The following is a 21,902-nucleotide window of genomic DNA, read 5'->3' as shown; positions in this document are numbered from 1 at the left end:
GCGGGTTCGCGGTCGCGAACCGGGGCTACATCACTTCAGTGCGCGAGCCAGGTTCGCATCGAGCGCGCCGAGGAATTCCTCGGTGCTCAGGTAACCCTGGTCGCCGCCGACGAGCGCGGCGAGGTCCTTGGTCATCTGACCGCCCTCGACGGTCTTGATGACCACATCCTCGAGCGCCTGCGCGAAGCCGATCACCTCGGGGGTGTTGTCCAGCTTGCCGCGGTGTTCGAGGCCGCGGGTCCAGGCGAAGATCGACGCGATCGGGTTGGTCGAGGTCGGCTTGCCCTGCTGGTGCTGGCGGTAGTGCCGGGTGACCGTGCCGTGCGCGGCCTCGGCCTCACAGGTCTTGCCGTCCGGGGTGAGCAGCACCGAGGTCATCAGGCCGAGCGAACCGAAGCCCTGGGCCACGGTGTCGGACTGCACGTCGCCGTCGTAGTTCTTGCAGGCCCAGACGTAGCCGCCCTCCCATTTCATGGAGGAGGCGACCATGTCGTCGATCAGGCGGTGCTCGTAGGTGAGACCCGCCGCGTCGAACTCGGCCTTGAACTCGGCGTCGAAGACTTCCTCGAAGGTGTCCTTGAACATGCCGTCGTAGGCCTTGAGGATGGTGTTCTTCGTGGAGAGGTACACCGGGTAGTTCTGCTGCAGGCCGTAGTTGAACGAGGCCCGCGCGAAGTCCTCGATGGACTTCTTGAAGTTGTACATACCCATGACGACGCCGCCGTCTTCGGGCATCTTCACGACCTCGTGCACGATCGGCTCGCTGCCGTCTTCCGGCGTGAAGGTCAGCGTGACGGTGCCCGCCTCGTAGACCTTGAAGTCGGTGGCGCGGTACTGGTCGCCGAAAGCGTGACGGCCGATGATGATCGGCTTGGTCCAGCCGGGCACCAAGCGGGGCACATTGGAGATGATGATCGGCGCGCGGAAGATGGTGCCACCCAGAATGTTTCGGATGGTGCCGTTGGGCGAGCGCCACATCTTCTTGAGGCCGAATTCTTTCACCCGCGCTTCGTCGGGGGTGATGGTGGCGCATTTCACGCCGACGCCGTACTTCTTGATGGCATTGGCCGCGTCGACGGTGACCTGGTCGTCTGTCTTGTCGCGGTACTCGATGCCGAGGTCGTAGTACTCGAGGTTCACGTCGAGATAGGGATGGATCAGCTTGTCCTTGATGAACTGCCAGATGATCCGGGTCATCTCGTCGCCGTCGAGTTCTACAACGGTGCCTTCAACCTTGATCTTGGACATGGATCTTCGTGTCCTCCTCGGTGGGTGCCCTTATTGCACGGCTAGGCGAACACGCTTGTGAGCGGACCCCAGCAGTTCCAACAGACAACGTATATGCCCCGCGTTGTCTGCGGGACGTGTGGTGCAAACAAGACGAGCGTACTGCTGTCCCCCACCTCACCGCGATGGGAGGGCCCGCTGTGCGGGACTCCTCGAAGCTACTCCGCCCCGACCGCGTGCCGGCGCCCGATCGGGCCTTGACCGGCTACTGAGTAGTAACACGGCGGGGCCCGCGCACCGAGGAACGGTGACGCGGGCCCGGTCGAGCAGGTCAGACCGCGATCGGTACGGCGGCCGCGTGCTCGTCGCCTTCGATCAGATTCTCCGGCTTGTCGCGGATCATTACCGCGATCACCACGGCGGCGGCGAGGAAGAAGCCGGCGCCGATATAGAACGCGACGTCGTAGCTGTAGATCGAGGCGCGCTCGATCAGGTGGTCGACGGTGGGGTTGTCGGTGACGTAGTTCTCGGCGGCCTGGACCGAGAGGGTGGTCAGCAGCGCGGTGCCGACGGCACCACCGACCTGCTGGGCGGCATTGAGCAGGGCGCTGGCGACGCCGGAGTCCTCGGCGTCGACCTGATGCAGCGCGACGGCCTGCATCCCGACGAACAGCGGGCCCATGCCGAGCGCCATCAACAACTGCGCCGGCAGCACGCTCAGCGCGTACCCGTCGCCATAGCTCAGTTGCGCCAGCCACAGCAGCCCGACGACGCCGAGCAACGCACCGACCACCATCAGCGGGCGCGGCCCGAACTTGGGCATCAACGAACTGGTGATGCCCGCCGCGATCCCGATGCCCACCGGGAACGGCAGGAACGCGATGCCTGCCTTCAGCGGCGAATAGCCGAGGGTGTTCTGGTAGTAGAAGCTCAGGAACAAGAACATGGCGAACATCGCGATCGGGATGAGCAGCGCGGCCAGCAAGGCGCCGCCTCGATTGATCTCACCCGGAATTCGCAAGGGCAGCAGCGGATTCGCCGAGCGCGCCTCGATGAGGACGAACGCGATGAGCAAGGCGAAGCCCGCCCCGAGCAGGCCGAGGGTGCTGCCCGCCAGCCACCCGTGTTCGGCGGCGCGACTGAATCCGTAGACGATCGACACCAAGCCGAATGTCACGGTGACGGCGCCGGGCAGGTCGTAGCCGCCGGTCCTGGGCACCGGGATATCGCGCGCGATCACCGCCACCGCACCGGCCACCGCGATGAGCGCGATCGGCGTATTCATCAACAGCGTCCACCGCCACGACGCGAACTCGGTGAGCGCACCACCCACGATCAGCCCGAACGCGATACCACCCGCGGTGATACCCGCGAACACCGCGAACGCGCGGGCCCGCTCCTGCACATCGGTGAAGATCACCGACAGCAGCGACAGGGCCGCGGGGGCGAGCAGCGCGGCGAACGCACCCTGCAGACCTCGGCCGATGAACAACTGCGGGCCGGTCTGCGCGAGCCCCGCCAGCGCCGACGCGGCGGCGAAGCCGACCAGACCGACCAGGAAGATCCGGCGTCGGCCCAGATAGTCGGCCATCCGGCCGCCGAGCAGCAGCAGCCCGCCGAAGATGAGCGTGTACGCGGTGAGCGCCCACTGTTTGTCGCCGTCGCTGATCCCCAGGTCACGCTGGGCGTACGGCAGGGCGATCGTGATCACGGTGGCGTCGAGCACCACCATCAGCTGGGCGGCGGAGAGCACGACCAACGCCCACCATCGCATCGAATTCTGTTGTTGATCAACATGTTTCGTCAATACCTCGGTGCCGGTCACCAGGACTCCTCGTCGCTCGATTGGCGTGGACCAATCCTGGCACTCCGAGACAATTGGCGTCAAGAGAAAAATGTCTGAATGCGCCAATTGGCCTACTTGGACAGATAAAGCCGCCGACACGGTAGGCTGAGAGCATGCTGGACTCGACCACTCCGATCAGCGCCGACCGGACGACCGAACCGGCTGCCGACGCGCCGCTGGGCCTGCGCGAGCGCAAGAAGCTCCAGACCAAGGCCGCGATCGTGGCGGTCGGGCTCGAGCTGTGCGACAGCCAAGGGTTCGACGCGACGACGGTCGAGCAGATCGCCGCGGGCGCCGACGTGTCCCCGCGCACCGTCAACCGGTACTTCGCGCTCAAGGAAGACATCGTGCTGGCCCCGATCGACGACTTCGGGGCCTCCGTCGCCGTCGCGCTGCGCTCCCAGCCGAACACCGGCAACGAACTCCAGGCACTGTGTGGCGCCTACCTGACGGTGGTCCAGGCCGAGGCGGACGCGGACGGCATCCGGTTCATCCGCCAGTTCCTGCAGATGCAGCGGATCATGCGCACCAGCCAGTCGGTCAACGCGCGCGCGCTGGAATACGCCGAGAAGAAGAACGTCGCGGTGTGCACCGAGCTCGCGCAACGGATGGGCACGTCACCGGAGGACTTCACGGTGAAGCTGGTGGCCGGCATCTGGCAGATGCTCTGCCATATCTCGGTCGCCGATACCGAACAGGCACTGCTGAGCGGATCACCGGCGGTAGCCGTTCGGGTCACCCGCGACGCCGTGCTGCGCGCCTACCACGGCTTGCGGCAGGTCTGTGGCGCACCGGTGGACGACACGCCAGGCTTCGGCACACCGTCCGACGAGTGATCTTCGGCGGGAAATGCGGGGGAAGTTTCCGCCCGCGGGAGATCTCCGGTTAACATGACGGCAAGGTCATGAGTACCAGCGCCAAGCCCCGGCTCGCTGGTCGGCAACCCTCCAGCTGCGGTGGGGTGCTCCGGGTGATGACCGGGCTCTCGAAAGTCGAGGGCAAGCGCGCACTGCAGGAGGCCCCCATGTGTTGTTGCCAGTCGATCCGACCCAGTTGACGAGATCCCCCCGGCTGACACCCTTTGGAGCACGACATGACTGACTCTTCCCTGCCCGAGAACTGGTCCTTCGAGACCAAGCAGGTCCACGCGGGCCAGGCACCCGACGCCGCCACCGGCGCGCGCGCACTGCCGATCTACCAGACCACTTCGTACGCGTTCCGCGACACCGATCACGCCGCCGCGCTGTTCGGTCTCGCCGAGCCGGGCAACATCTACACCCGGATCATGAACCCCACCCAGGACGCGGTGGAGCAGCGCGTGGCCGCGCTCGAAGGCGGCGTCGCGGCGCTGCTGCTGGCCTCGGGCCAGGCCGCGGAGACCTACGCGATCCTGAACCTGGCGAGCGCGGGCGACCACATCGTGTCCAGCCCGCACCTCTACGGCGGCACCTACAACCTCTTCCACTACTCGCTGCCCAAGCTGGGGATCACGGTCTCGTTCGTCGAGGACCCCGATGACCTCGAGCAGTGGAAGGCCGCGATCCAGCCGAACACCAAGGCGTTCTACGGCGAGACCATCGCCAACCCGAGCAGCGCGGTGTTCGACATCCCCGGTATCGCCGGTGTCGCGCACGCGAACGGCATTCCGCTGATCGTGGACAACACCGTCGCCACCCCGTACCTGATCCAGCCGCTGGCCCACGGCGCCGACATCGTCGTGCATTCGGCGACGAAGTACCTGGGTGGGCACGGCGCGGCCGTGGCGGGCGTGATCGTCGACGGCGGCGCGTTCGACTGGACGGTGCGCGACGCCGACGGCAACGCGCGCTTCCCCGGCTTCACCGAGCCCGATCCGAGCTACCACGGCGCGGTGTTCGCCGATCTGGGCGCGCCCGCGTTCGCGCTCAAGGCGCGGGTGCAGTTGCTGCGCGATCTGGGCGCTGCGGTGTCGCCGTTCAACGCGTTCCTCATCGCGCAGGGCATCGAGACCTTGAGCCTGCGGGTCGAGCGACATGTCAGCAATGCCGAGACGGTCGCGAAGTTCGTCGCCGAGCAGCCGGGCGTCGACGCGGTGTTCTACGCGGGCCTCGAGTCCTCGCCCTGGCACGCGCGGGCCAAGGAGCTGGCGCCCAAGGGTGCGGGCGCGATCGTGGCATTCGAGCTGGCGGGCGGCGTCGACGCGGGCAAGAAGTTCGTGGACGCGCTCAGCCTGCACAGCCATGTAGCTAACATCGGTGATGTGCGTTCACTCGTGATTCACCCGGCGTCGACCACGCACTCGCAGTTGACGCCCGAAGAGCAGCTGGCGGCCGGCGTCACGCCCGGCCTGGTCAGGCTCGCGGTGGGCATCGAGGGAATCGACGACATTCTGGCCGATCTGCGGGCCGGGTTCGCGGCGGCGACGACGTGACCGTGAGCACCGAATCGCCGATCGCCCGACCCGGAACCGGGGTGGCCCTGCTGCCACCGCCGGACGGGCGCGTCGGCGTGGTCGCCATCGGGGATGTGGCGCTGGAGAACGGCGCCGTCGTCCCCGATGTGCGGCTGGCGGTGCAACGGTGGGGCGAGCTCTCGCCCACGCTGGACAATGTGGTGCTCGTCGAACACGCGCTCACCGGCGACTCCCATGTCGTCGGTGGGCCCGACGGGGCGCCCGGCTGGTGGGAGGGCATGGTCGGGCCCGGCGCGCCGATCGACACCGACGAGTGGTGTGTGATCGCGACCAACGTGCTGGGCGGCTGCAAGGGCAGCACCGGCCCGTCCTCGCTCGCCTCCGACGGAAAGCCTTGGGGCGCACGGTTTCCCGAGCTGAATATCCGTGACCAGGTGAAAGCCGAAGCACAGTTGTTCGAGGTGCTCGGGATCGAGCGGCTCGGCGCTGTGGTCGGCGGCTCGATGGGCGGCATGCGGGTGCTCGAGTGGATCATCGGCCTGCCGGAGCGGGTCAGCGCCGCGCTCGTGCTGGCCGTCGGCGCCCGCGCCACCGCCGATCAGATCGGCACCCAGACCACTCAGATGGCCGTCATCACGGCCGATCCCGACTGGCAGGGCGGCGACTATCACGGCACCGGCCGCGCGCCGATGACCGGCATGGGCCTGGCCCGGCGCATCGCGCACCTGACCTACCGCACCGAGGGCGAACTCGACCACCGCTTCACCAACAAGCCCCAGGGCGACGAAGACCCGTGGACCGGTGGGCGCTACGCGGTGCAGAGCTACCTCGAGCACCAGGCCGACAAGCTGGTCCAGCGGTTCGATCCGGCCACCTATGTGCTGCTCAGCGAGGCCATGAACCGCCACGATGTGGGTCGCGGGCGCGGCGGCGTCGCTGCCGCGCTGGCCTCGACATCGGTGCCGTGCGTGGTCGGCGGGGTCGACTCGGATCGCCTGTACCCCCTCAACACTCAGGCCGAGCTGGCCGAAGGTCTGCCCGGCTGCGCGGGGCTCGAGGTCGTGCATTCACGCGACGGGCACGACGGGTTCCTCACCGAGGCCGCCGCGGTGTCGAAGTTGCTCACCGAGACGATGCGCCTCGCGCGGGAGAACCGCTGACCTTCACGGTCCTGTCAGCAAGGCGACGATCGAGCGGACGTAGGCCTGAAGGCGTTCGCGCGGATACTCTTCCGGCTCGCTGACTCCCAGCCGACCGAGCATCTCGGCGATGGTGAGGGTCGAGTTCGCGAGTAGCCCGGCATCCATGCCCGACCATCGCGGCAGCACGGAGATGCCCATGCGGACAAGCGATTCCGCGCGTTCCAAGATCTCGGCGCGCGAAGCACGAAGCGCCGCACGGTATTCGTCGGGCGCACTCGCCGGGGTGGCGAGGATCAGCCGCCAACGGGTCGGATTCGCCAGTGCCACACCGACGAACGCTTCGACGGTCGCCGAGGCGGCGGCCAAGGGGTCGGCGCCGAGCAGGTCTTCGGGCAGCGTGTCGGCGATCTGATCCAGTCCGCGTTCCCGTTCGCGTTCCAGCAGCGCTTCGACGAGTTCGGCGCGGGTCTTGAACACCGTGTACAGCACCGGTTTTCCGACGCCCGCCTCCTGCGCGACGGCCTCCATGCTCAACTCGTGCAGTTCCATCCGGCCCAGGACCGTGAACGCGGCGTCGAGAAGTTGCGCGCGGCGCTGCTCCGGCGGCAGGCGCGGCGCATAGCGGCGTCGAGGTCGCTGCTCCTGGGTCGAGGTCACCGCCCACCTGCCTTTCGCTCGCCGACGATACCCGCCGACCCTGTCGTCACGAATCCTACGCAACCGTTGTATTCGCGTCGAGCCATTGCTACGGTGGTGTTGTATTCAATTATTCCTCGCACTGCAAAGGGGCATGTGCCATGGCTTTCGATGCGTCGACTCTCCGTCGCGACGACCACGGCTTCTTCGGGCCGGATTCCCCCACCTGGAAGGTGTGGGCGGCGCCGACCGCGCTGATCGGATTCCAGCGGGCGGTCACTCTCGAACACTTCGATCCGTTCCTGACCGCCGCGGTCGCCGATTCACACGGGATCTACGACAATCCCGCTACCCGTCTCGACCACACGCTGTCCTACTTCCTGCTGGTCGCGCTGGGTGACGGCCGCACCGCCATCCAGGCCGCCGAGCACCTGATGAAGGTGCACGCGCCGATGACGGGTATCGAACCGATCAGCGGCAAGCGCTACAGCGCCAACAACCCCGACTCCCAGCTGTGGATCCATGTCACCGGGTGGCATTCGGTGCTCAAGGCCTACGAGATGTTCGGACCGGGGCCGCTGAGTCCCGCCGAAGAGGATCGGTACTGGGCCGAGTGCGTGATCGCCGCCGAGCTGCAGACCTGCAAGCCCGCTGATGTGCCGCGCGATCGGGCTGAGGTGCGCGCGTACTTCGAGCGCGTTCGGCCGCAGTTGTGTGTCAGCGAGCGGGCGGTCGAGGCGATGCATTTCCTGCTGTGGCCGTCGGTGAGCAAGGGCATGACGTTCGCGGCCGGTGGTCGGGTGCTGTCGCTGGCGACGATCTCGACGCTGCCCGCCTGGATGCGCGAACTCGGCCGGTTCGACATGCCCCGCGTCGTCGACGCCGCGGTACGCGTCCCGGGCAAGGCACTCGTCTGGGCCGCCGCCCGTCGCGACAACCGTGGCCTGATCATGGCCAGCCCGTACGTCGCGAAGATGACCGGACAGATCCTGGCCGCCCACGCCGGCGCCGCACCGCCGCGAACCCCGGCGACGATCAGCCCGAGCGATGCTCGCGCGCTCTACGGCAGCAACGGCACCCACAGCCTGTGGGACAGGACCTCCGCCTGAACTAGGAAACGCCGAGGGTGTTGATGGTGGCCGCCAGGAAGACGATGGCGCTGCCGAGCGCGGTCAGCGCGGCCACGTCGAACGGGCGGCTGCGTACGGCGAGCAAGCCCACCTGCACGGTCGGCAAGCACAGCCGGAACGCGGCGGCCACCAGGGCGGCGCTGCCGAAGATCAGCGCGCCGCGACGCCACCGATCCCAGGCGACGAAGCCGACCGCGATCACGATCAGCGCGGTCACCACGGTCATCGGCAGATGACTGCGCAGGTACTGCTCCCCCGCGCTCAACCGCGCGACCCGGTGCTTGCCGGTCGTCTCCGCCTCGTTCACGAGCCCGATTGTTCCAGATACCGCCTGCGCGCGGACGGGGTGGCGCATGACAGAGTGGTCGGCTGTGCTGCACCTGATCTTTCACGAGCCCGTGATTCCGCCCAATACCGGCAATGCGATCCGGTTGGCCGCGGGGACCGGCTGCGCGCTACACCTGATCGAACCGCTCGGCTTCGACCTCTCGGAGGCCAAGCTGCGCCGGGCCGGACTGGACTATCACGACCTCGCGGTGGTGACCGTGCATCCCGACCTGGCCACGGCGTTCGCGGCGATCCGGCCCGGCCGCGTCTTCGCCTTCACCACCCAGGCCACCACCCGTTTCACCGATATCGCCTATCACGACAACGACGCGCTGCTGTTCGGCACCGAGCCCACGGGGCTGCCCGAGGAAGTGCTGACAGATCCCCAGATCACCGAGCAGGTCCGCATTCCGATGCTGCCGGGGCGACGGTCGATGAATCTGTCGAACGCCGCGGCGGTCTCGGTATACGAAGCGTGGCGCCAGCTGGGATTTCCGGGGGCGGTCTGACCCCACGGCCTATTCGGTCACGTGATCAGCAGGCCACCATGGCGGCATCGCCCGAGAGCGAAAATCCCTGATGGCCTGGTGAACATCTGTCCAGGCTCTCTCAGGCGATGTCGAAGCGCTTGAAGCGTGAGGTGGGGGCGACGGTCAGCCGGACGGCGGACTTGGCTACGCCGAAGTGGTCGGCGAGCAGTTTGATCGCGGCCTTGTTGGCCTTGCCTTCGACGGCCGGGGCGCGGACGTAGAGGGTGAGGGTGCCGTCGTCGGCGGTTTCGACGAGCGGGCCTTTACGGCTGTTCGGTTTGATCGTCGCCCGCACGGTGGGCACCGGGGGCCTCCTTCCCTGGCGCCGTCGGTTCGGTGGCCCGGGTTGTGGGAGTGGCGGTCTCGGGTGCGGTGACCGCTGGGGCCGTGGCAGCCGGTGCGGTGGTCGCTCGGACCGCCGGTGTGGTGGCAGGCGCCCCGGTACGGCGCCTGCGCAGCAATCGCAGTGCGGCATACAGCAATCCGCCGATCACGGCGAGGAAGCCCAGCCACGGCACGGCCTTGCCGACGAAGACGATCGCGTCCTGCAACCAGTCGATCAGCGAGTGCCAGCCCGAGACGATGCCGTCCCAGAAGTTGTCCGGATCGCCGGGTGCGTTCTTGTCGTCGGCGGTGAGCGTGATGGTGAGCGTCGACAGCGCCACCTGATCGTCGAGGCTGCGCTTCTGCGCGGTGAGACTGTCGAGTTCGCCCTGCCTGCTCGACAGCGCCTCCTCCGCCGCGATCAGGTCGGCGGTGTTGGTGGCGCCGGTGATCAGCGCTTTGAGCCGATCGACGGAGGCTTGTAGTGCGCGGATGCGGGCATCGAGGTCCTGCCACTGCATGGTGACGTCGTCGCGATTGGTGCTCACCCTGGTGACCGTGCCGACTCCGCCGAGGCCGGTGATGAAGGCGTCGGTCTTGTCGGCGGGCACTCGAACACTGAGCACGGCGCGAGCCGCGCGCTTGTCGGTGCCGGGTTGTTCGGTGCGACTGTCGATTCGGCCGTCGACGGCATCGACCTGCCCGGTGACGGTCGCGGCGGCGGCAATCGGATCGGCCGAGGTGACATCCACCGACCCGGTGATCACCTCTTTCCGGTTCGACTGATCCGTCGGCGCCGGACTGTCCTTCTGCGGTGCGCCCTCCCGGAACCCGGGCGCCACAGCGGGTGCGGGCCCACCCAGGACGGTGGGCGCCGATGCCCGACCGGCCTCGTCCTCGCTGTCGTCATCGCCGCACCCGGCCAGGAACAGGAGTCCGAGCAACGCGATCATCACCACGGCAAGCTTGCGCATGATCGCAGCGTAGTGCGTGGGAGAGCCGGAGCGGGCCCGCTCGCGCGACCTGGTCACGACGGCTGATCGTCGGCCGTTGCCGGGTGCCGTCGAGGGTCGAGCGCTACGACCGCGCGGCGGCGGCTGTCGGGCGACGGGTGGGTATGAAACAAGGGCGCCAGTAGACGCTGCTCGTCAGGGATAGCGTCCCAATCCGCCTGCAGTCGTCGTAGTACACCGCGAAGGTCCTGGCCGTAGCCGAGTTCCACCGCTACTCGGTCGGCGCCGTACTCCCGCCACTGGGACAGCCTGGCTCGCGCGACGGGCTGCGCGACGATTGCCACCACCACGGCCAGGGCGGTCGGGAGCCCGAGAAACCGGGTCGACACCGCGAGAAGCGCCCAACCCGAGCCGAGGACGGCCGCGGTCGGCACGATGGCGACCACCAGCACGCCGAGGAGGATGACCGGCCGAGGCCCCCGATACAGCCGGTGGGCGATCCACCGAGGCCCGACCTGCAGCAGCGACGCGACCTTGGACACAACGCCCACCGCGAGAGCGAAGAGCAGGTCGGCAGGACCTCGGTACCACTTGATCAGCATCCGTAACCACATGTACCCCAGCAACTGATGGCCCAACTCGTGCGCGAGTACCGCCCGCAGTTCCCCTCGTGTGAACACGTCGACGGCACGCCGGGTCACGACGATGTGTCGGCCCAGAGTCGCGTATCCGTGCATCTCTCCGTTCACCGTCGCGACGTCGTGAACCCATGGCGTATAGCGAGACTCGTCGATCCGCGCAACGGCGGCGACCGCCGCCCACGCGGCGACCACTTCCGCGTGCTCGGGCGACGCGGACCGGCTGGCCTGCGCTGTCGCACCGGTGATCAGGACACTGACGAGCAGAACGCACGCGCCCGATACCGGCCACACCAGTGCGGCGACGACCACGAGCCAGTCCCCGACCAGCGCCGACAATCCCCAGATGAGCCATCCGCTGAGCACGACCGACGGCAGCGAGACAACCAGATCCCCGATCAGCACCGAGAATCTGGTCCGTCGTGTGACCAGCACCGGCCCCGCGGATTCCGACTCCGATTCCCGCCGAATGTGCGCGTTCATGCTGTACCCCCGATTCCCAAGATACCCAACGGATACCGGGTGACCGCGAGTTCAACGGAAGTCGCGGGAGCGGGCGACGATGGTGAGGTCGAGGTGTTCGAGGTGGTCGGCGACGAGGCTGGCAGCGCCCTCGGCGTTTTGGATGCGGCCACGGATGAGCAGGGCGGTGGCGTTCTGGGCGAGGCGGCGGTAGCGGGTCCACAGGCCGACCGAGCAGACCACGTTGACCATGCCGGTTTCGTCTTCGAGATTGAGGAAGGTGACGCCCGCGGCGGTGGCGGGGCGCTGACGGTGGGTGACAGCGCCTGCCACCAGGATTCGCGCGCCGTCCTCGACGAGCAATAGATCGCAGGCGGGGACGACACCGAGCGAATTCAGGTGGGCGCGAAGGAATTCGGTGGGGTAGGTATCGGGCGAGATACCGGTGGCCCAGACGTCGGCAGCGGCGAGTTCGAGTGCGCTCATGCCGGGCAGCGCGGGTGCCGCGACGGCGGGGCCGGTGCCGGGCAGGAGGTTCGCGCGTTCCTGGGCCGCCGCTCCCGCCGCCCACAGCGCCGCCCGCCGGGAGCTCGGCACCGAGTGCTCGCTCGAGGTGTCGACCAAGGTGCTCAACGCGCCCGCGGTGGCGAGGGATTCGGTTTGGGGGATGGTCAGTTCGATGCGGCCGGTGAGGTCGAGCATCGAGGTGAAGGGACCGTGTTCGGCGCGGGTGGCGACGATGCGGTCGGCGAGGTCGGTGCCGATGTGGCGCACGCCCGACAGGCCGAGCCGGATCTCGGCGCCCGCGTTCTCGAGGGTGGGTTCGGCACGGCTGGCGTTGATGTCGGGGCCGTGCACGCGCACCCCGTGGCGGCGGGCATCGGCGACCAGCGACTGCGGTGAGTAGAAACCCATCGGCTGCGCGCGCAACAACCCGGCGCAGAACGCGGCCGGATGGTGCAGCTTGAACCACGACGAATAGAACACGATCGCGGCGAAGCTCTGCGAATGGCTTTCGGGGAAACCGAAATTGGCGAAGGCGTAGAGCTTCTCGTAGATGCGGTCGGCGACCTCGTCGGTGATGCCGTGCAGCTGCCGCATGCCCTCGTAGAACCGGGTCTTCAACCGGCGCATCTTCTCCGGCGACCGTTTGGAGCCCATCGCACGGCGCAGCTGATCGGCTTCGGCCGCGCTGAAACCGGCGACATCGACCGCCATCTGCATCAGTTGTTCCTGGAACAGCGGGACGCCGAGCGTACGCGTGAGCGAGCGCTCCAGCGAGGGATGGTCGAACACCACCGGCTCCTTGCCGTTACGCCTGCGGATATAGGGGTGCACCGAGCCGCCCTGAATCGGTCCGGGGCGGATCAGCGCCACCTCGACGACCAGATCGTAGAAATTGCGCGGCTTGAGCCGGGGCAGTGTCGCCATCTGCGCGCGCGACTCCACCTGGAACACCCCGATCGAGTCCGCGCGTTGCAGCATCTCGTAGACGCCCGCTTCGGTGAGGTCGAGCGCGTGCAGTTCCACGGTCTCGCCCTTGTGCTCGCGCACCAGGTCGATCATGTAGTGCAGCGCCGAGAGCATGCCGAGGCCGAGCAGATCGAACTTGACCAAACCGACTGCGGCGCAATCGTCTTTGTCCCACTGCAGCACACTGCGCCCGGCCATCCGCGCCCACTCCACCGGGCACACGTCGGCGATCGGTCGATCACAGATCACCATGCCGCCGGAGTGGATGCCCAAATGCCTGGGCAGACCGTCGAGTTCGCCCGCGAGTTCGAGAACCGCGTCCGGGATATCGGTGCCCGTCTCGGCGGCCACCCCGGACCAGCGGCTCACCTGCTTGCTCCACGCGTCCTGCTGTCCCGGTGAGAAGCCCAGTGCCCGTGCGGCATCGCGCACCGAGGACTTACCCCGGTAGGTGATCACGTTCGCCACCTGAGCGGCGAAGTCGCGCCCGTACTTGGCGTAGACGTGCTGGATGGCCTCCTCGCGGCGGTCGGATTCGATATCGACATCGATATCGGGTGGCCCGTCGCGCTCGGGCGAGAGGAATCGCTCGAACAGCAGTTGATTGCCGACGGGGTCGACATTGGTGATGCCGATGGCGTAGCAGACCGCGGAGTTGGCGGCCGAACCCCGGCCCTGGCACAGGATGTCGCTGTCCTTGCAGAACTGGACGATGTCGTGCACCACCAGGAAATAGCCGGGAAAGTTCAGGTCCGCGATCACCGCCAGTTCGTGGTCGATCTGCTCATACGCCTTGGCGTTTCGCTCCCTCGGCCCGTAGCGGCGCGCCGCTCCCGTATAGGCGAGGTCGCGCAGCCAAGAGTTCTCGTCGTGGCCGGGCGGCACCTCGAACGGCGGCAGGTTCGGGGCGATCAGCCCCAGGTCGAACGCGCATTCGCGAGCCAGCGTCACCGCGTTCGCCACCGCGTGCGGGTAGTCGGCGAACAGGTGCGCCATCTCCGTGCCCGAACGCAGGTGCGCGCCGCCGGTGGGAGCGAGCCATCCCGCCATCTCGTCGAGGCTGCTCCTGGCCCGGATCGCGGCCAACGCCATCGCCCGTCGACGTTGCGCCGGTGACGCGAAATGCGCACCGGTGGTGGCGAGTACGGGAACACCGAGCCGGTCGGCCAGTGCGATCAGCAGGGCGTTGCGCTCGTCATCGGTGGCGATTCCGTGGTGGGTGAGCTCCACGCTCACCCGGTCGGCGCCGAATCTTTCGACCAGATCCCGCAGTGCCGCTTCGGCTTTCGACAGGCGAACATCGCCACTGCGCAGATCGTGTTCGAGCGCGTTGCGCAGGTGGCCTTTTCGGCAGCCGGTGAGAATGTGCCAGTGCCCGCCCGCCGCCGCGGTGAGCGTGTCGAGGTCATAGCGCAGCACGCCCTTCTCCCCCGCGGCCATGTGCGCCGTGGTCATCTCCCTGGAGAGCCGCCGGTACCCCTCCTGCCCCCTGGCCAGCACCAGCAGATGCGGGCCGAAAGGGTCGGGAGATCCGGTGCGCGGCACCGAGTCCGGCGCGTGCGCGTGTCCTCGCTCGACCACGTCATCGGCAGTGGCTCGCACCCCGCCCCGAGGGACAGAACGGCGCCGGACCGCATCCCCTCGGCCCGGCGCCGCCTTCGCATCGGTTCCCAGTGACAGTTCGGCACCGAAAACCGTTGGCATTCCCCATTCCCTGGCCGCCTCGGCGAACCGGACGGTCCCGTAGAACCCGTTGTGGTCGGTGAGCGCGAGCGCTTCCAGACCGAGCCGCACCGCCTCCTCCACCAGTTCCTCCGGCTGACTCGCGCCATCGAGGAAGCTGTAGGCGGAGTGGGTGTGCAGCTCCGCGTAGGGCACCGTCGGGCCGGTCGACCGGTCGAGCCCGGCGGCGTGGTACTCGCCGCGCTTGCGTGACCAGGCCGGACTGTCGCCGCCGTCGCCGGGGTGCATATCCTCCGCGGGCCTGCCGCTCGGTTTGCCCGAGAGCACCCGTTCCAGTTCCGACCAGGTCGGCGGACCGTTGCTCCAGCCCATGCACCCTCTCCTCTCACGACCCCCGCATCACCACATCCCTTTCGTGTTGGACGACAACTCAATTCGCGGGCAAGCGCTCCATCGACCGCGACTCCAGCGCGGCCTCCACATGTCCGAGACCCGAGCGGATCACCGCGCCGTAGGCATCGTTGGCGAGCACGTCCAGGTGCCCGCGCGCGATGGCCAACTGCATCCGCGCCATCTCGAAGTCACCGACGCGGCGGTGACTGTCGGCCAGGTTCAGATACAGCGAGGGCAGGAACCCGCGCAGCCCCTCATCGAGCGGGATGCCCGGCCCGAACACCGCGGCCAGCGCCCGCTGGTCCCACAGCAACGCACCCTCCGGCAACTCCTGCACATCCGCCAGGTGATGTGCCACCACGCAGCGATGCAACGGGTCGCCGCCTTCCCCTATTTCGCTCCACAGCCTGGTCAGCGCCGCGCGCGCCGCATCAGGGTCGCCACCGCCGAGCCGCACCGCGGCATAGATGTCCGCCATCCGATCGTCCGCCATGCGCACCAGTATCGCACATACGTTCGAATAATGGCGAGAGGCATTCGAACATATTTTCGAGTTTTTCGAGGGGCCTGGCCCTGGAACTTACTTTGGAGTAAGTTCGAGGGAACGAGCTGCAAAGGAGCAGTGATGTCTCAGGTTTCTCCAGGTGAACGGGGCCGCAAGCGGCGCGATCTCACCGGCAGGCATGTCGTGATCACCGGCGCGTCCTCCGGGATCGGACGGGCCGCCGCACTCTCGGTGGCCGACAAGGGCGGGATCGTGTTCCTGCTCGCGCGCCGCGCCGACGAACTGGCCGCGGTGGTCACCGAGATCGTCGACGCGGGCGGGCTGGCCTACGGCTACCCGTGCGATGTCACCGATTCCGAATCCGTGGATTCGGCGGTCGAGGCCATTCTCGCGCAGCACGGCCACGTCGACATGCTGGTCAACAACGCGGGCCGGTCCATCCGCCGCGCCATCCATCGCTCCACCGACCGCCTGCACGACTTCGAACGCACCATGGCGGTCAACTACTTCGGCGCGCTGCGGATGACATTGGCTCTCCTGCCACAGATGCGCGAACGCGGCTTCGGCCACATCGTCAATATCTCCAGCGCCGGCGTGCAGGTGGCCACTCCCCGCTTCGCCGCCTATCTCGCCAGCAAGGCGGCCCTGGACAAGTTCACCGAGGTCGCGTCGGTCGAAACCCTCGCCGACGGAGTCACTTTCACCACCATTCACATGCCGCTGGTGCGCACCCCGATGATCGCCCCCAGCGGCGACCAGGGTCCCTCCGAATCCCCCGAGTGGGCCGCGGGCACGATCGTCCGCGCCCTCACCGAACGCCCGAGGCGCATCGACGTCCCCCTCGGCACCCTCGCCGAATACGGCGGCATCATCACCCCCAAACTCCGCGACCGCATCCTGCACCGCTACTACCGCGCGCTGCCGGATTCCCCTGCGGCCAAGGGTGAATCAGCCGAAGACGTCCCCGTCCCCGTCCCGACCCCTCGGGCAGATCCGAAAACCCCTTCCGCCGCCCGAAAAGCCACCGGCACCGCTCTGCGCCGCGCAGCCCGCTGGGTTCCCGGCACGCACTGGTGACCCCTGGGTAGTCACCCAGTTCGCTTCGGGCCCACATGGATTCGGGGTACGGCTCGCGGGTCCGCCCGCGATTCACTGCAGGTCGAGGGTGAAGTGGTGGGCGGTGATGGCCAGATGGCGGCGCATGTAGAGGCGGTGGGCGGCGGCTCGAGTGGGGCCGACGCCGGAGTCCAGGTGGATCCCCGTGCACCGCAGGCGCCCGGCCTCGGCGATGAGCCAGTCGAGCAGGCGGTCGGCGTGGCCTCGACCGCGCACCGCGGGGAGGGTCGAGACGTCGTCGATGTAGAGGTGGTGGCCCCAGGCGGTGGAGTGGGATTCGCGGAATCCCGCCACCGATAGCGCTGTGGGAGAACCCGGTTCGAAGATCCCGATCAGCCGGTAGCCCTCGGGGCGGAGTTCGGTGTCGATGAACTCGGTCAGCCGCGATGTCGTCTCCCACCGTGGGCGAAGCTCCAGTAGCGCCGGGCCTGCCAGCTCGGTTTCGTGCTTGCCGATTTCCCGGATGTCGCTCATGGAGTCGACGTTAGGCACGTCGGGTGACGTGCGGGAGGGCCACCGCGCCGCAATTCCAGTAGTCCACCGTGGAGCTCGCCCGGAAGCCGAGTCGTCCGCAGTCGATGAGTCAGCGATCCGTGGGTTGTTCGGACTGAGCGAAGGACAGCGCGGGGAGTTGTTCTACCGCAGCGGGTTCCAAGTAGGTGGCCGGTTTGGGGGCGGCGCCGCAGCTGGCTTGGCGGGGAGCAGCGGGGACGGTGCGGGCGGTGACGCGCCAGCGGCGGCCGTCGCGGTGGGTGACGACGGCGGCGCCCGCCAGCGTCGGGTCATCGGTGGGAGCCGGGTCGGGGTGGACGGTGAGGTCGGTGGCGCCGGCCGGGAACTGTTCGCGCACAGCTACTTCAGCGAGCTGGGAGATCGGGGGGTAGCAGCTACGGCCGCGGAGACCGGTCAGGGAGACCTCGTCGACATCGGCCGCTTCGAGCATCGCCTTGGCGGCAGTGGCGTCTACCCGGCCGTAGGTGAGGCCGGAGGGAAGCAGGACGACCGCGGGGGCGAAGCGGTGACCACCGGTGTGCGAGGCCTCCCAGACCCGGCCCGGGTAATCGGCGGCAAGGGCGGCGGCGATCGGGCGACCCAACAGGGCACAGCACTGGTCGCGTTTACCGTGGGCGCAGACCAGGACCACCGGATCATCCACCCGCACACCGATTCCCGGAGCCGGTCCGTCGACGAGATGCAGGTCGATGTCGAAGAGCTGGCGCAGGTCGGTGATCTCGAACCGCTCACACCAGGAACCCTCCGGCCGCGAACTGACCAGCAGCACCGTGCGGGTACCGGTGAACTCGTTGCGCCCCGGACGGCGGATCAGCGTCGGCCGAACTCGCGCCGCGGACGTACGCGCCGCCAGTTCGGCGGTGATCTCCGGACCGAGCACCTCGTCACCGATCACATCACCGCCCCACGCGCCGGGATGCTCGATACACAGCCATCCGGTGAAGTGCCCCGCGGTACCGAGCAGCGGAAGGTCGGCCGCGGCCGCCGTACACAACATGCCCTCGAATGGGTTCACAGCGCTCCTCCCGCGACCGAGCCTTCCGGGCGTTCCGAGACAGGCCTTGTTCACTGTAGAACCAGTTGAACGACTAATTGGAAGCCTGGGTCGAGGTCGGTACAGTGGTCGCCGTCACTTCGACAAGGCAGGGCGGGCCGAACAAAAGAAGAACCCCCACGACCTAGCTGTCGCGGGGGAAACTCCATGTGTTTACGAGGGACCTTGTCCTCGTATCTGTTATCGATGATAGCGGGGGGAAACCGGGATGCCAACACGCGCCACGATCATTGCCGTCAACAAACATCTCCACCCCGTACGACTCGCTACCTACAGTGCGCGCTGTGGCAACGACCCCTTGCTCGCGCTGGAACTCTACAAGTGGAACCTTCATCTGTCGGCAGCCTTCCAGCAGGTCCTCGCCATCAGCGAAGTTGCCCTGCGCAACGCCATCGATCAACAACTCCGTACCTGGAACGCCTGTCAACCACATCACACGCGCACAGGCGCTACCCATGGCGCCGACTGGCTCATCGACCCCGCTCGGCCGCTCAACTCGCTGACCAGAGGGTCCCGCAAGACCGCGACACAACACGCCACCGAAGCCGACGGCAACCGCGACTCGAAGCATCCGCGCAAAGGCGCGGTGATCACCCACGACGACGTGCTCGCGCAGATCACTTTTGGAGTCTGGCCGAAGCTTTTGCCGACACCGAATGCTGGTGATGCCAGCTATCGCGGCCGCCAGGTTTTGTGGCGAGATGCGTTGCGCCAGGCCTTTCCACACGCGGTAAACGACCCACACGGTCTTGTTGTTGCAGATCGAGCGAGCCGATTGCACGGCTTGCGCAACCGGGTCTCACACATGGAACCGCTCCTCGATGTCAACATCACGGCTCGCCACAATGACGCCTTGCGGTTGCTCGGTGCGATCAGTCCGGAAGTGCGTGACTGGTGCGCAGGGTTCAGCAGGGTGGTCGAAGTTCGACGGAAGTGCCCGGTCGAGTTGAGTCGTCACTCGTAGACGCCCTCGGCGTGCCAAAGGGCGGCGTCGTAGACGAGCAGGACGGCGCGGATTTCGGTGGGGTCGGCGTCGAGCTGGACTTGGACGCGCACGGCCAGGGAGGTGGGTTCGGCGGTGGACCACCATCGTTCGGCGACCGGCCACGGGCCCGCCCAGCCCAGCAGCGCCCATTCCTTGCGGCCCCAGCGCAGGCGGGTGGGGGTGGCGGTGAACAGGCCGCGGTCGGTGACCAGGACGGGAGCGCCGTCGGCGGCGGTCAGGTGTACGACCGGACGGTGCAGCAGGAGCAGGGTGGGGGCGGGTTCGGGGAGTCGTCCGGGCCAGGGCTGGGTGGGGTCGGCGGCGGGGGTCAGTTCGTCGCCGAGGGCGATCATGGTGATGCGTTCGGCGGGGCCGCGGCCGCCGCTGAGCACGCCGATGCGGACCGCTTCGCCGCCGAGCAGTCCCTGCACGCGAACCAGTGCGCGGCGGGCACGTTCGGTCTCCTCGCCCTCGCCGCCCCACAGACCGAGTTGCAGCGCACCGGCGGCGACCACCTCGACCGGCTCCAGCGTGAGCTCCACGATCGGGCCGGTGGGGCGGGCGCGGTGGGTGAGCCAGCCGTCGAGCTGCCAGCGCACGCGGTCGGCGGTGTCGGCGGGAGTGAGCGGACGAGCGCAGCGCCAGATCCTGGTGAGCTCCTCGCCCGCCTCGGTGCGCGCGGTGACGGCGAGCCGGGTGCAGGCCACGCCCGCCGCCGACAACGCCGTGTGCAGCCAGGTGGACAGTTGCCTGCCCGCGAACGCGGCGGCGTCGACCCGATCGATGGGCGGATCGCAGGCCAGCTCGACAGTCAGTTCCGGAGCGGGGCGGCGCGCCGACGGTGGGCGTTCCGGCAGCGCGAGGGCGGCGCGATGGGCGAGCACGGCGTCGGCGCCGAACCGGGAGGCCACTTCGGCGGGAGCCAGGCGCGCGAAATCGCCGATGCGGCGCAATCCCAAGCGCCGCAACAGGTCTACCAACTCCGTGCGCTCCGGTGCGGCCAGGCTCGGTTCCACCGCGAGCTCGGAGACCGGGAGCCCAGCGAGGTACTTCGCGCCCTCCCCCGGCGCCACGATCGCCCCGCGCCTGGCCGCGATCACCGCTGTCGACATGGCATCGGCGATCCCGATCTGCGCCTCCGCTCCCGCTACCGCGACCGCGTCGATCAACCGCACCACCGCGGCCTCCTCGGAGCCGAAATACCGTGCGGCGCCGCGTGCTCCGAGCACGATGAGCCCCGGCCGCAACACCTCCACGCCCGGCACCGTCGCATCGACAGCCCCGACCACCGGCTCGAACAACCGCGCGTCCCGATCCGGATCATCTTGCACAACAACAAGTCCCGGACAACACCCTTGCGCGTCGCGCCGCCGCATCCCCCGCCGCACGCCCTCGGCCCGCGCGATCGCCGAGCACGCCACCACCGAACTCCCGCGCAACACCGCGATCGGCCGCTCCGCCGACACCCCCTCCACCGCGGCCGCCGCCACCGCGGGCCAGTCCAGGCACCACACCGCCAGCACCCGATCGACACGCGTCACGACGACACCGCCGATCCACACGCCACACCACATCCGAACCGCGACACCCACCACGAATGCGGTGGGCGCTCGGTAACCGCGACGGCGTGCCGAGAGCGACTCGGGAACGAACGGGAGACCCGCGGCGACTGTCCGGCGGCCGCCGGACAGTCGATGGATCCCCTCACGCCCATCGGCCGGAACCCGACAACAGGTCGTCGGTCATGAGACGGCCTCGTGGAGCGCGGTGACTTCCGTTGCACCGCTGACGTTTTCGCGAGGCAGCCATTCGGTGCGCCCGACCCGGGCGCACAGGTCCATGCGGCCGTGGCGGGTCTGGCCCGCCTTGGCGCTGACGCGCACGTCGAGGCAGACCGAACGCAGGCGCCCGCGACCGGCACCGAGGCCGCGATAGCCGGTGACGCGGGAGTCCAGGCGCAGGGTGGGGTTGGCCCATTCGCCCGCGACGACGAGGGTGGCGCCGCGATTGCGGGCGCGGGCGGCCAGGACGCGACAGCGAGCGGGTGGGACGGCGAGGCCGCCCAGGCCGAGGACCACCAGGTCGAGGCCGTCGAGCAGGACCGCGGCCACCTCGGCGGGGTCGGGGCCGGGGTCGGCGATCACCGCCAGGTGGGATAGTCGGGCACCCATCTCCGCGGCGGCCAGCAAACCGAGCCGGGGCAGGCCGACCACCGCCGCGTGGCCGCCGTTTCCGGTGACGGCGGCGAGCAGTCCGGTCAGCAGGGAGTGCGCGCCGGTGTAGGCGACCACCGCTCCTTTGGGTAGCCCGCCATCGGGCAGCAGGTCGGCGAGCGGCGGCGGCACCGGCAACAAATCACGGCGTAATCGCTGCTCACGCGGCATGCGCCCGGCCGCGGACTCACCACGGCCCGGCACTGCGGCCATGCGCCTACGCAGCTCGTCGAGCATGCCCCGCTCGGGCGACAACGCTTCCGAACCCATCAACACCACCTACTTCCACGATGGACCCGCGAGCGGAAAACCGCCCCGCGCCGAAACGACAGCACCGTTTCAGCTATCGATCGTATTCGA

At 68.3% G+C, this 21,902-nt stretch carries 20 protein-coding genes and 1 riboswitch; of the genes, 7 read left to right on the top strand and 13 right to left on the bottom strand.

The genetic code is table 11. From position 1 onward, the window contains the following. Nucleotides 1-30: 30 nt before the first annotated feature. Complete coding sequence (locus QX204_RS02980; protein WP_301905061.1) at nucleotides 31-1,248, bottom strand: NADP-dependent isocitrate dehydrogenase; 1,218 nt, start codon at nucleotides 1,246-1,248, stop codon at nucleotides 31-33. A gap of 310 nt (nucleotides 1,249-1,558) precedes the next feature. Beyond that, entirely contained in the window at nucleotides 1,559-3,052 is a 1,494-nt protein-coding gene (locus QX204_RS02975) for an MFS transporter (RefSeq protein ID WP_301905060.1), read from the bottom strand. Between the two features lie 134 nt (nucleotides 3,053-3,186). Here QX204_RS02975 and QX204_RS02970 point away from each other — a divergent pair, with 134 nt between their 5' ends. The 3 genes from QX204_RS02970 to QX204_RS02960 all read left to right on the top strand — a co-directional run bounded on the left by QX204_RS02970 (nucleotide 3,187) and on the right by QX204_RS02960 (nucleotide 6,625). Beyond that, nucleotides 3,187-3,909: a TetR family transcriptional regulator gene (locus QX204_RS02970; protein ID WP_301905059.1), complete on the top strand. Its 723-nt coding sequence runs from the start codon at nucleotides 3,187-3,189 to the stop codon at nucleotides 3,907-3,909. Between the two features lie 64 nt (nucleotides 3,910-3,973). After that, nucleotides 3,974-4,084: riboswitch (SAM riboswitch) on the top strand. A gap of 82 nt (nucleotides 4,085-4,166) precedes the next feature. Next, a complete protein-coding gene (locus QX204_RS02965) occupies nucleotides 4,167-5,483 on the top strand; it encodes a bifunctional o-acetylhomoserine/o-acetylserine sulfhydrylase (protein WP_301905058.1) in 1,317 nt (438 codons plus the stop codon). Beyond that, nucleotides 5,480-6,625, top strand: a complete 1,146-nt coding sequence (locus tag QX204_RS02960; protein WP_301905057.1) for a homoserine O-acetyltransferase MetX — start codon at nucleotides 5,480-5,482, stop codon at nucleotides 6,623-6,625. The genes QX204_RS02965 and QX204_RS02960 overlap by 4 nt, the downstream gene beginning before the upstream one ends. A gap of 3 nt (nucleotides 6,626-6,628) precedes the next feature. On the opposite strand, the gene QX204_RS02955 is transcribed toward QX204_RS02960, so the two are convergent. Next, nucleotides 6,629-7,264, bottom strand: coding sequence for a TetR/AcrR family transcriptional regulator (locus tag QX204_RS02955; RefSeq protein ID WP_063056166.1), 636 nt, complete (start codon nucleotides 7,262-7,264; stop codon nucleotides 6,629-6,631). 140 nt (nucleotides 7,265-7,404) lie between these two features. Here QX204_RS02955 and QX204_RS02950 point away from each other — a divergent pair, with 140 nt between their 5' ends. Further along, a complete protein-coding gene (locus QX204_RS02950) occupies nucleotides 7,405-8,352 on the top strand; it encodes an oxygenase MpaB family protein (protein ID WP_301905056.1) in 948 nt (315 codons plus the stop codon). 1 nt (nucleotide 8,353) lies between these two features. Here the strand turns inward: QX204_RS02950 and QX204_RS02945 are convergent, their stop codons facing one another. Further along, complete coding sequence (locus QX204_RS02945) at nucleotides 8,354-8,680, bottom strand: DUF3017 domain-containing protein (protein WP_235569656.1); 327 nt, start codon at nucleotides 8,678-8,680, stop codon at nucleotides 8,354-8,356. Between the two features lie 64 nt (nucleotides 8,681-8,744). Here QX204_RS02945 and QX204_RS02940 point away from each other — a divergent pair, with 64 nt between their 5' ends. After that, nucleotides 8,745-9,209 carry a tRNA (cytidine(34)-2'-O)-methyltransferase gene (locus tag QX204_RS02940; protein ID WP_301908236.1) on the top strand — a complete coding sequence of 155 codons (465 nt, stop codon included), beginning with the start codon at nucleotides 8,745-8,747 and terminating at the stop codon, nucleotides 9,207-9,209. Nucleotides 9,210-9,309: 100 nt separating this feature from the next. On the opposite strand, the gene QX204_RS02935 is transcribed toward QX204_RS02940, so the two are convergent. The 5 genes from QX204_RS02935 to QX204_RS02915 are packed head-to-tail and all read right to left on the bottom strand — an operon-like array spanning nucleotide 9,310 to nucleotide 15,649. After that, nucleotides 9,310-9,534 (bottom strand): DUF167 domain-containing protein, encoded by a 225-nt coding sequence (locus QX204_RS02935; RefSeq protein WP_301905055.1) that lies wholly within the window; start codon nucleotides 9,532-9,534, stop codon nucleotides 9,310-9,312. Beyond that, the gene (locus QX204_RS02930) at nucleotides 9,494-10,528 is read right to left on the bottom strand and encodes a DUF4349 domain-containing protein (RefSeq protein ID WP_301905054.1); all 1,035 of its coding nucleotides are present in this window, start codon (nucleotides 10,526-10,528) and stop codon (nucleotides 9,494-9,496) included. The genes QX204_RS02935 and QX204_RS02930 overlap by 41 nt, the downstream gene beginning before the upstream one ends. A 53-nt stretch (nucleotides 10,529-10,581) precedes the next feature. Continuing rightward, a complete protein-coding gene (locus QX204_RS02925; RefSeq protein WP_301905053.1) occupies nucleotides 10,582-11,628 on the bottom strand; it encodes a M48 family metallopeptidase in 1,047 nt (348 codons plus the stop codon). Between the two features lie 51 nt (nucleotides 11,629-11,679). Beyond that, nucleotides 11,680-15,135, bottom strand: coding sequence for an error-prone DNA polymerase (locus tag QX204_RS02920; protein WP_301905052.1), 3,456 nt, complete (start codon nucleotides 15,133-15,135; stop codon nucleotides 11,680-11,682). Between the two features lie 58 nt (nucleotides 15,136-15,193). Beyond that, nucleotides 15,194-15,649, bottom strand: coding sequence for a hypothetical protein (locus QX204_RS02915; protein ID WP_063816123.1), 456 nt, complete (start codon nucleotides 15,647-15,649; stop codon nucleotides 15,194-15,196). A gap of 132 nt (nucleotides 15,650-15,781) precedes the next feature. Between QX204_RS02915 and QX204_RS02910 the strand changes: the two genes are divergently transcribed. After that, the gene (locus QX204_RS02910) at nucleotides 15,782-16,738 is read left to right on the top strand and encodes an SDR family NAD(P)-dependent oxidoreductase (protein ID WP_301905051.1); all 957 of its coding nucleotides are present in this window, start codon (nucleotides 15,782-15,784) and stop codon (nucleotides 16,736-16,738) included. Between the two features lie 72 nt (nucleotides 16,739-16,810). Here QX204_RS02910 and QX204_RS02905 read toward each other — a convergent pair whose 3' ends face one another. Next, on the bottom strand, nucleotides 16,811-17,251 hold the full coding sequence (locus QX204_RS02905; RefSeq protein ID WP_301905050.1) for a GNAT family N-acetyltransferase: 441 nt from the start codon (nucleotides 17,249-17,251) through the stop codon (nucleotides 16,811-16,813). A gap of 109 nt (nucleotides 17,252-17,360) precedes the next feature. Further along, nucleotides 17,361-18,287: a ferredoxin family protein gene (locus QX204_RS02900; protein ID WP_301908235.1), complete on the bottom strand. Its 927-nt coding sequence runs from the start codon at nucleotides 18,285-18,287 to the stop codon at nucleotides 17,361-17,363. 265 nt (nucleotides 18,288-18,552) lie between these two features. Between QX204_RS02900 and QX204_RS02895 the strand changes: the two genes are divergently transcribed. Beyond that, entirely contained in the window at nucleotides 18,553-19,308 is a 756-nt protein-coding gene (locus tag QX204_RS02895) for a hypothetical protein (RefSeq protein ID WP_301905049.1), read from the top strand. On the opposite strand, the gene QX204_RS02890 is transcribed toward QX204_RS02895, so the two are convergent. Then, a complete protein-coding gene (locus tag QX204_RS02890; protein WP_301908234.1) occupies nucleotides 19,299-20,903 on the bottom strand; it encodes a DNA polymerase Y family protein in 1,605 nt (534 codons plus the stop codon). The two genes, QX204_RS02895 and QX204_RS02890, sit on opposite strands and share 10 nt — an antisense overlap. 168 nt (nucleotides 20,904-21,071) lie before the next feature. Then, nucleotides 21,072-21,812: a DnaE2-dependent mutagenesis accessory factor ImuA' gene (locus tag QX204_RS02885; RefSeq protein ID WP_301905048.1), complete on the bottom strand. Its 741-nt coding sequence runs from the start codon at nucleotides 21,810-21,812 to the stop codon at nucleotides 21,072-21,074. Nucleotides 21,813-21,902 lie beyond the last annotated feature (90 nt).

The sequence above is a fragment of the Nocardia sp. PE-7 genome (genome assembly GCF_030486425.1).
Taxonomy (GTDB): Bacteria; Actinomycetota; Actinomycetes; order Mycobacteriales; family Mycobacteriaceae; genus Nocardia; species Nocardia salmonicida_A.
This window is presented reverse-complemented; position numbering and strand designations above follow the sequence as displayed.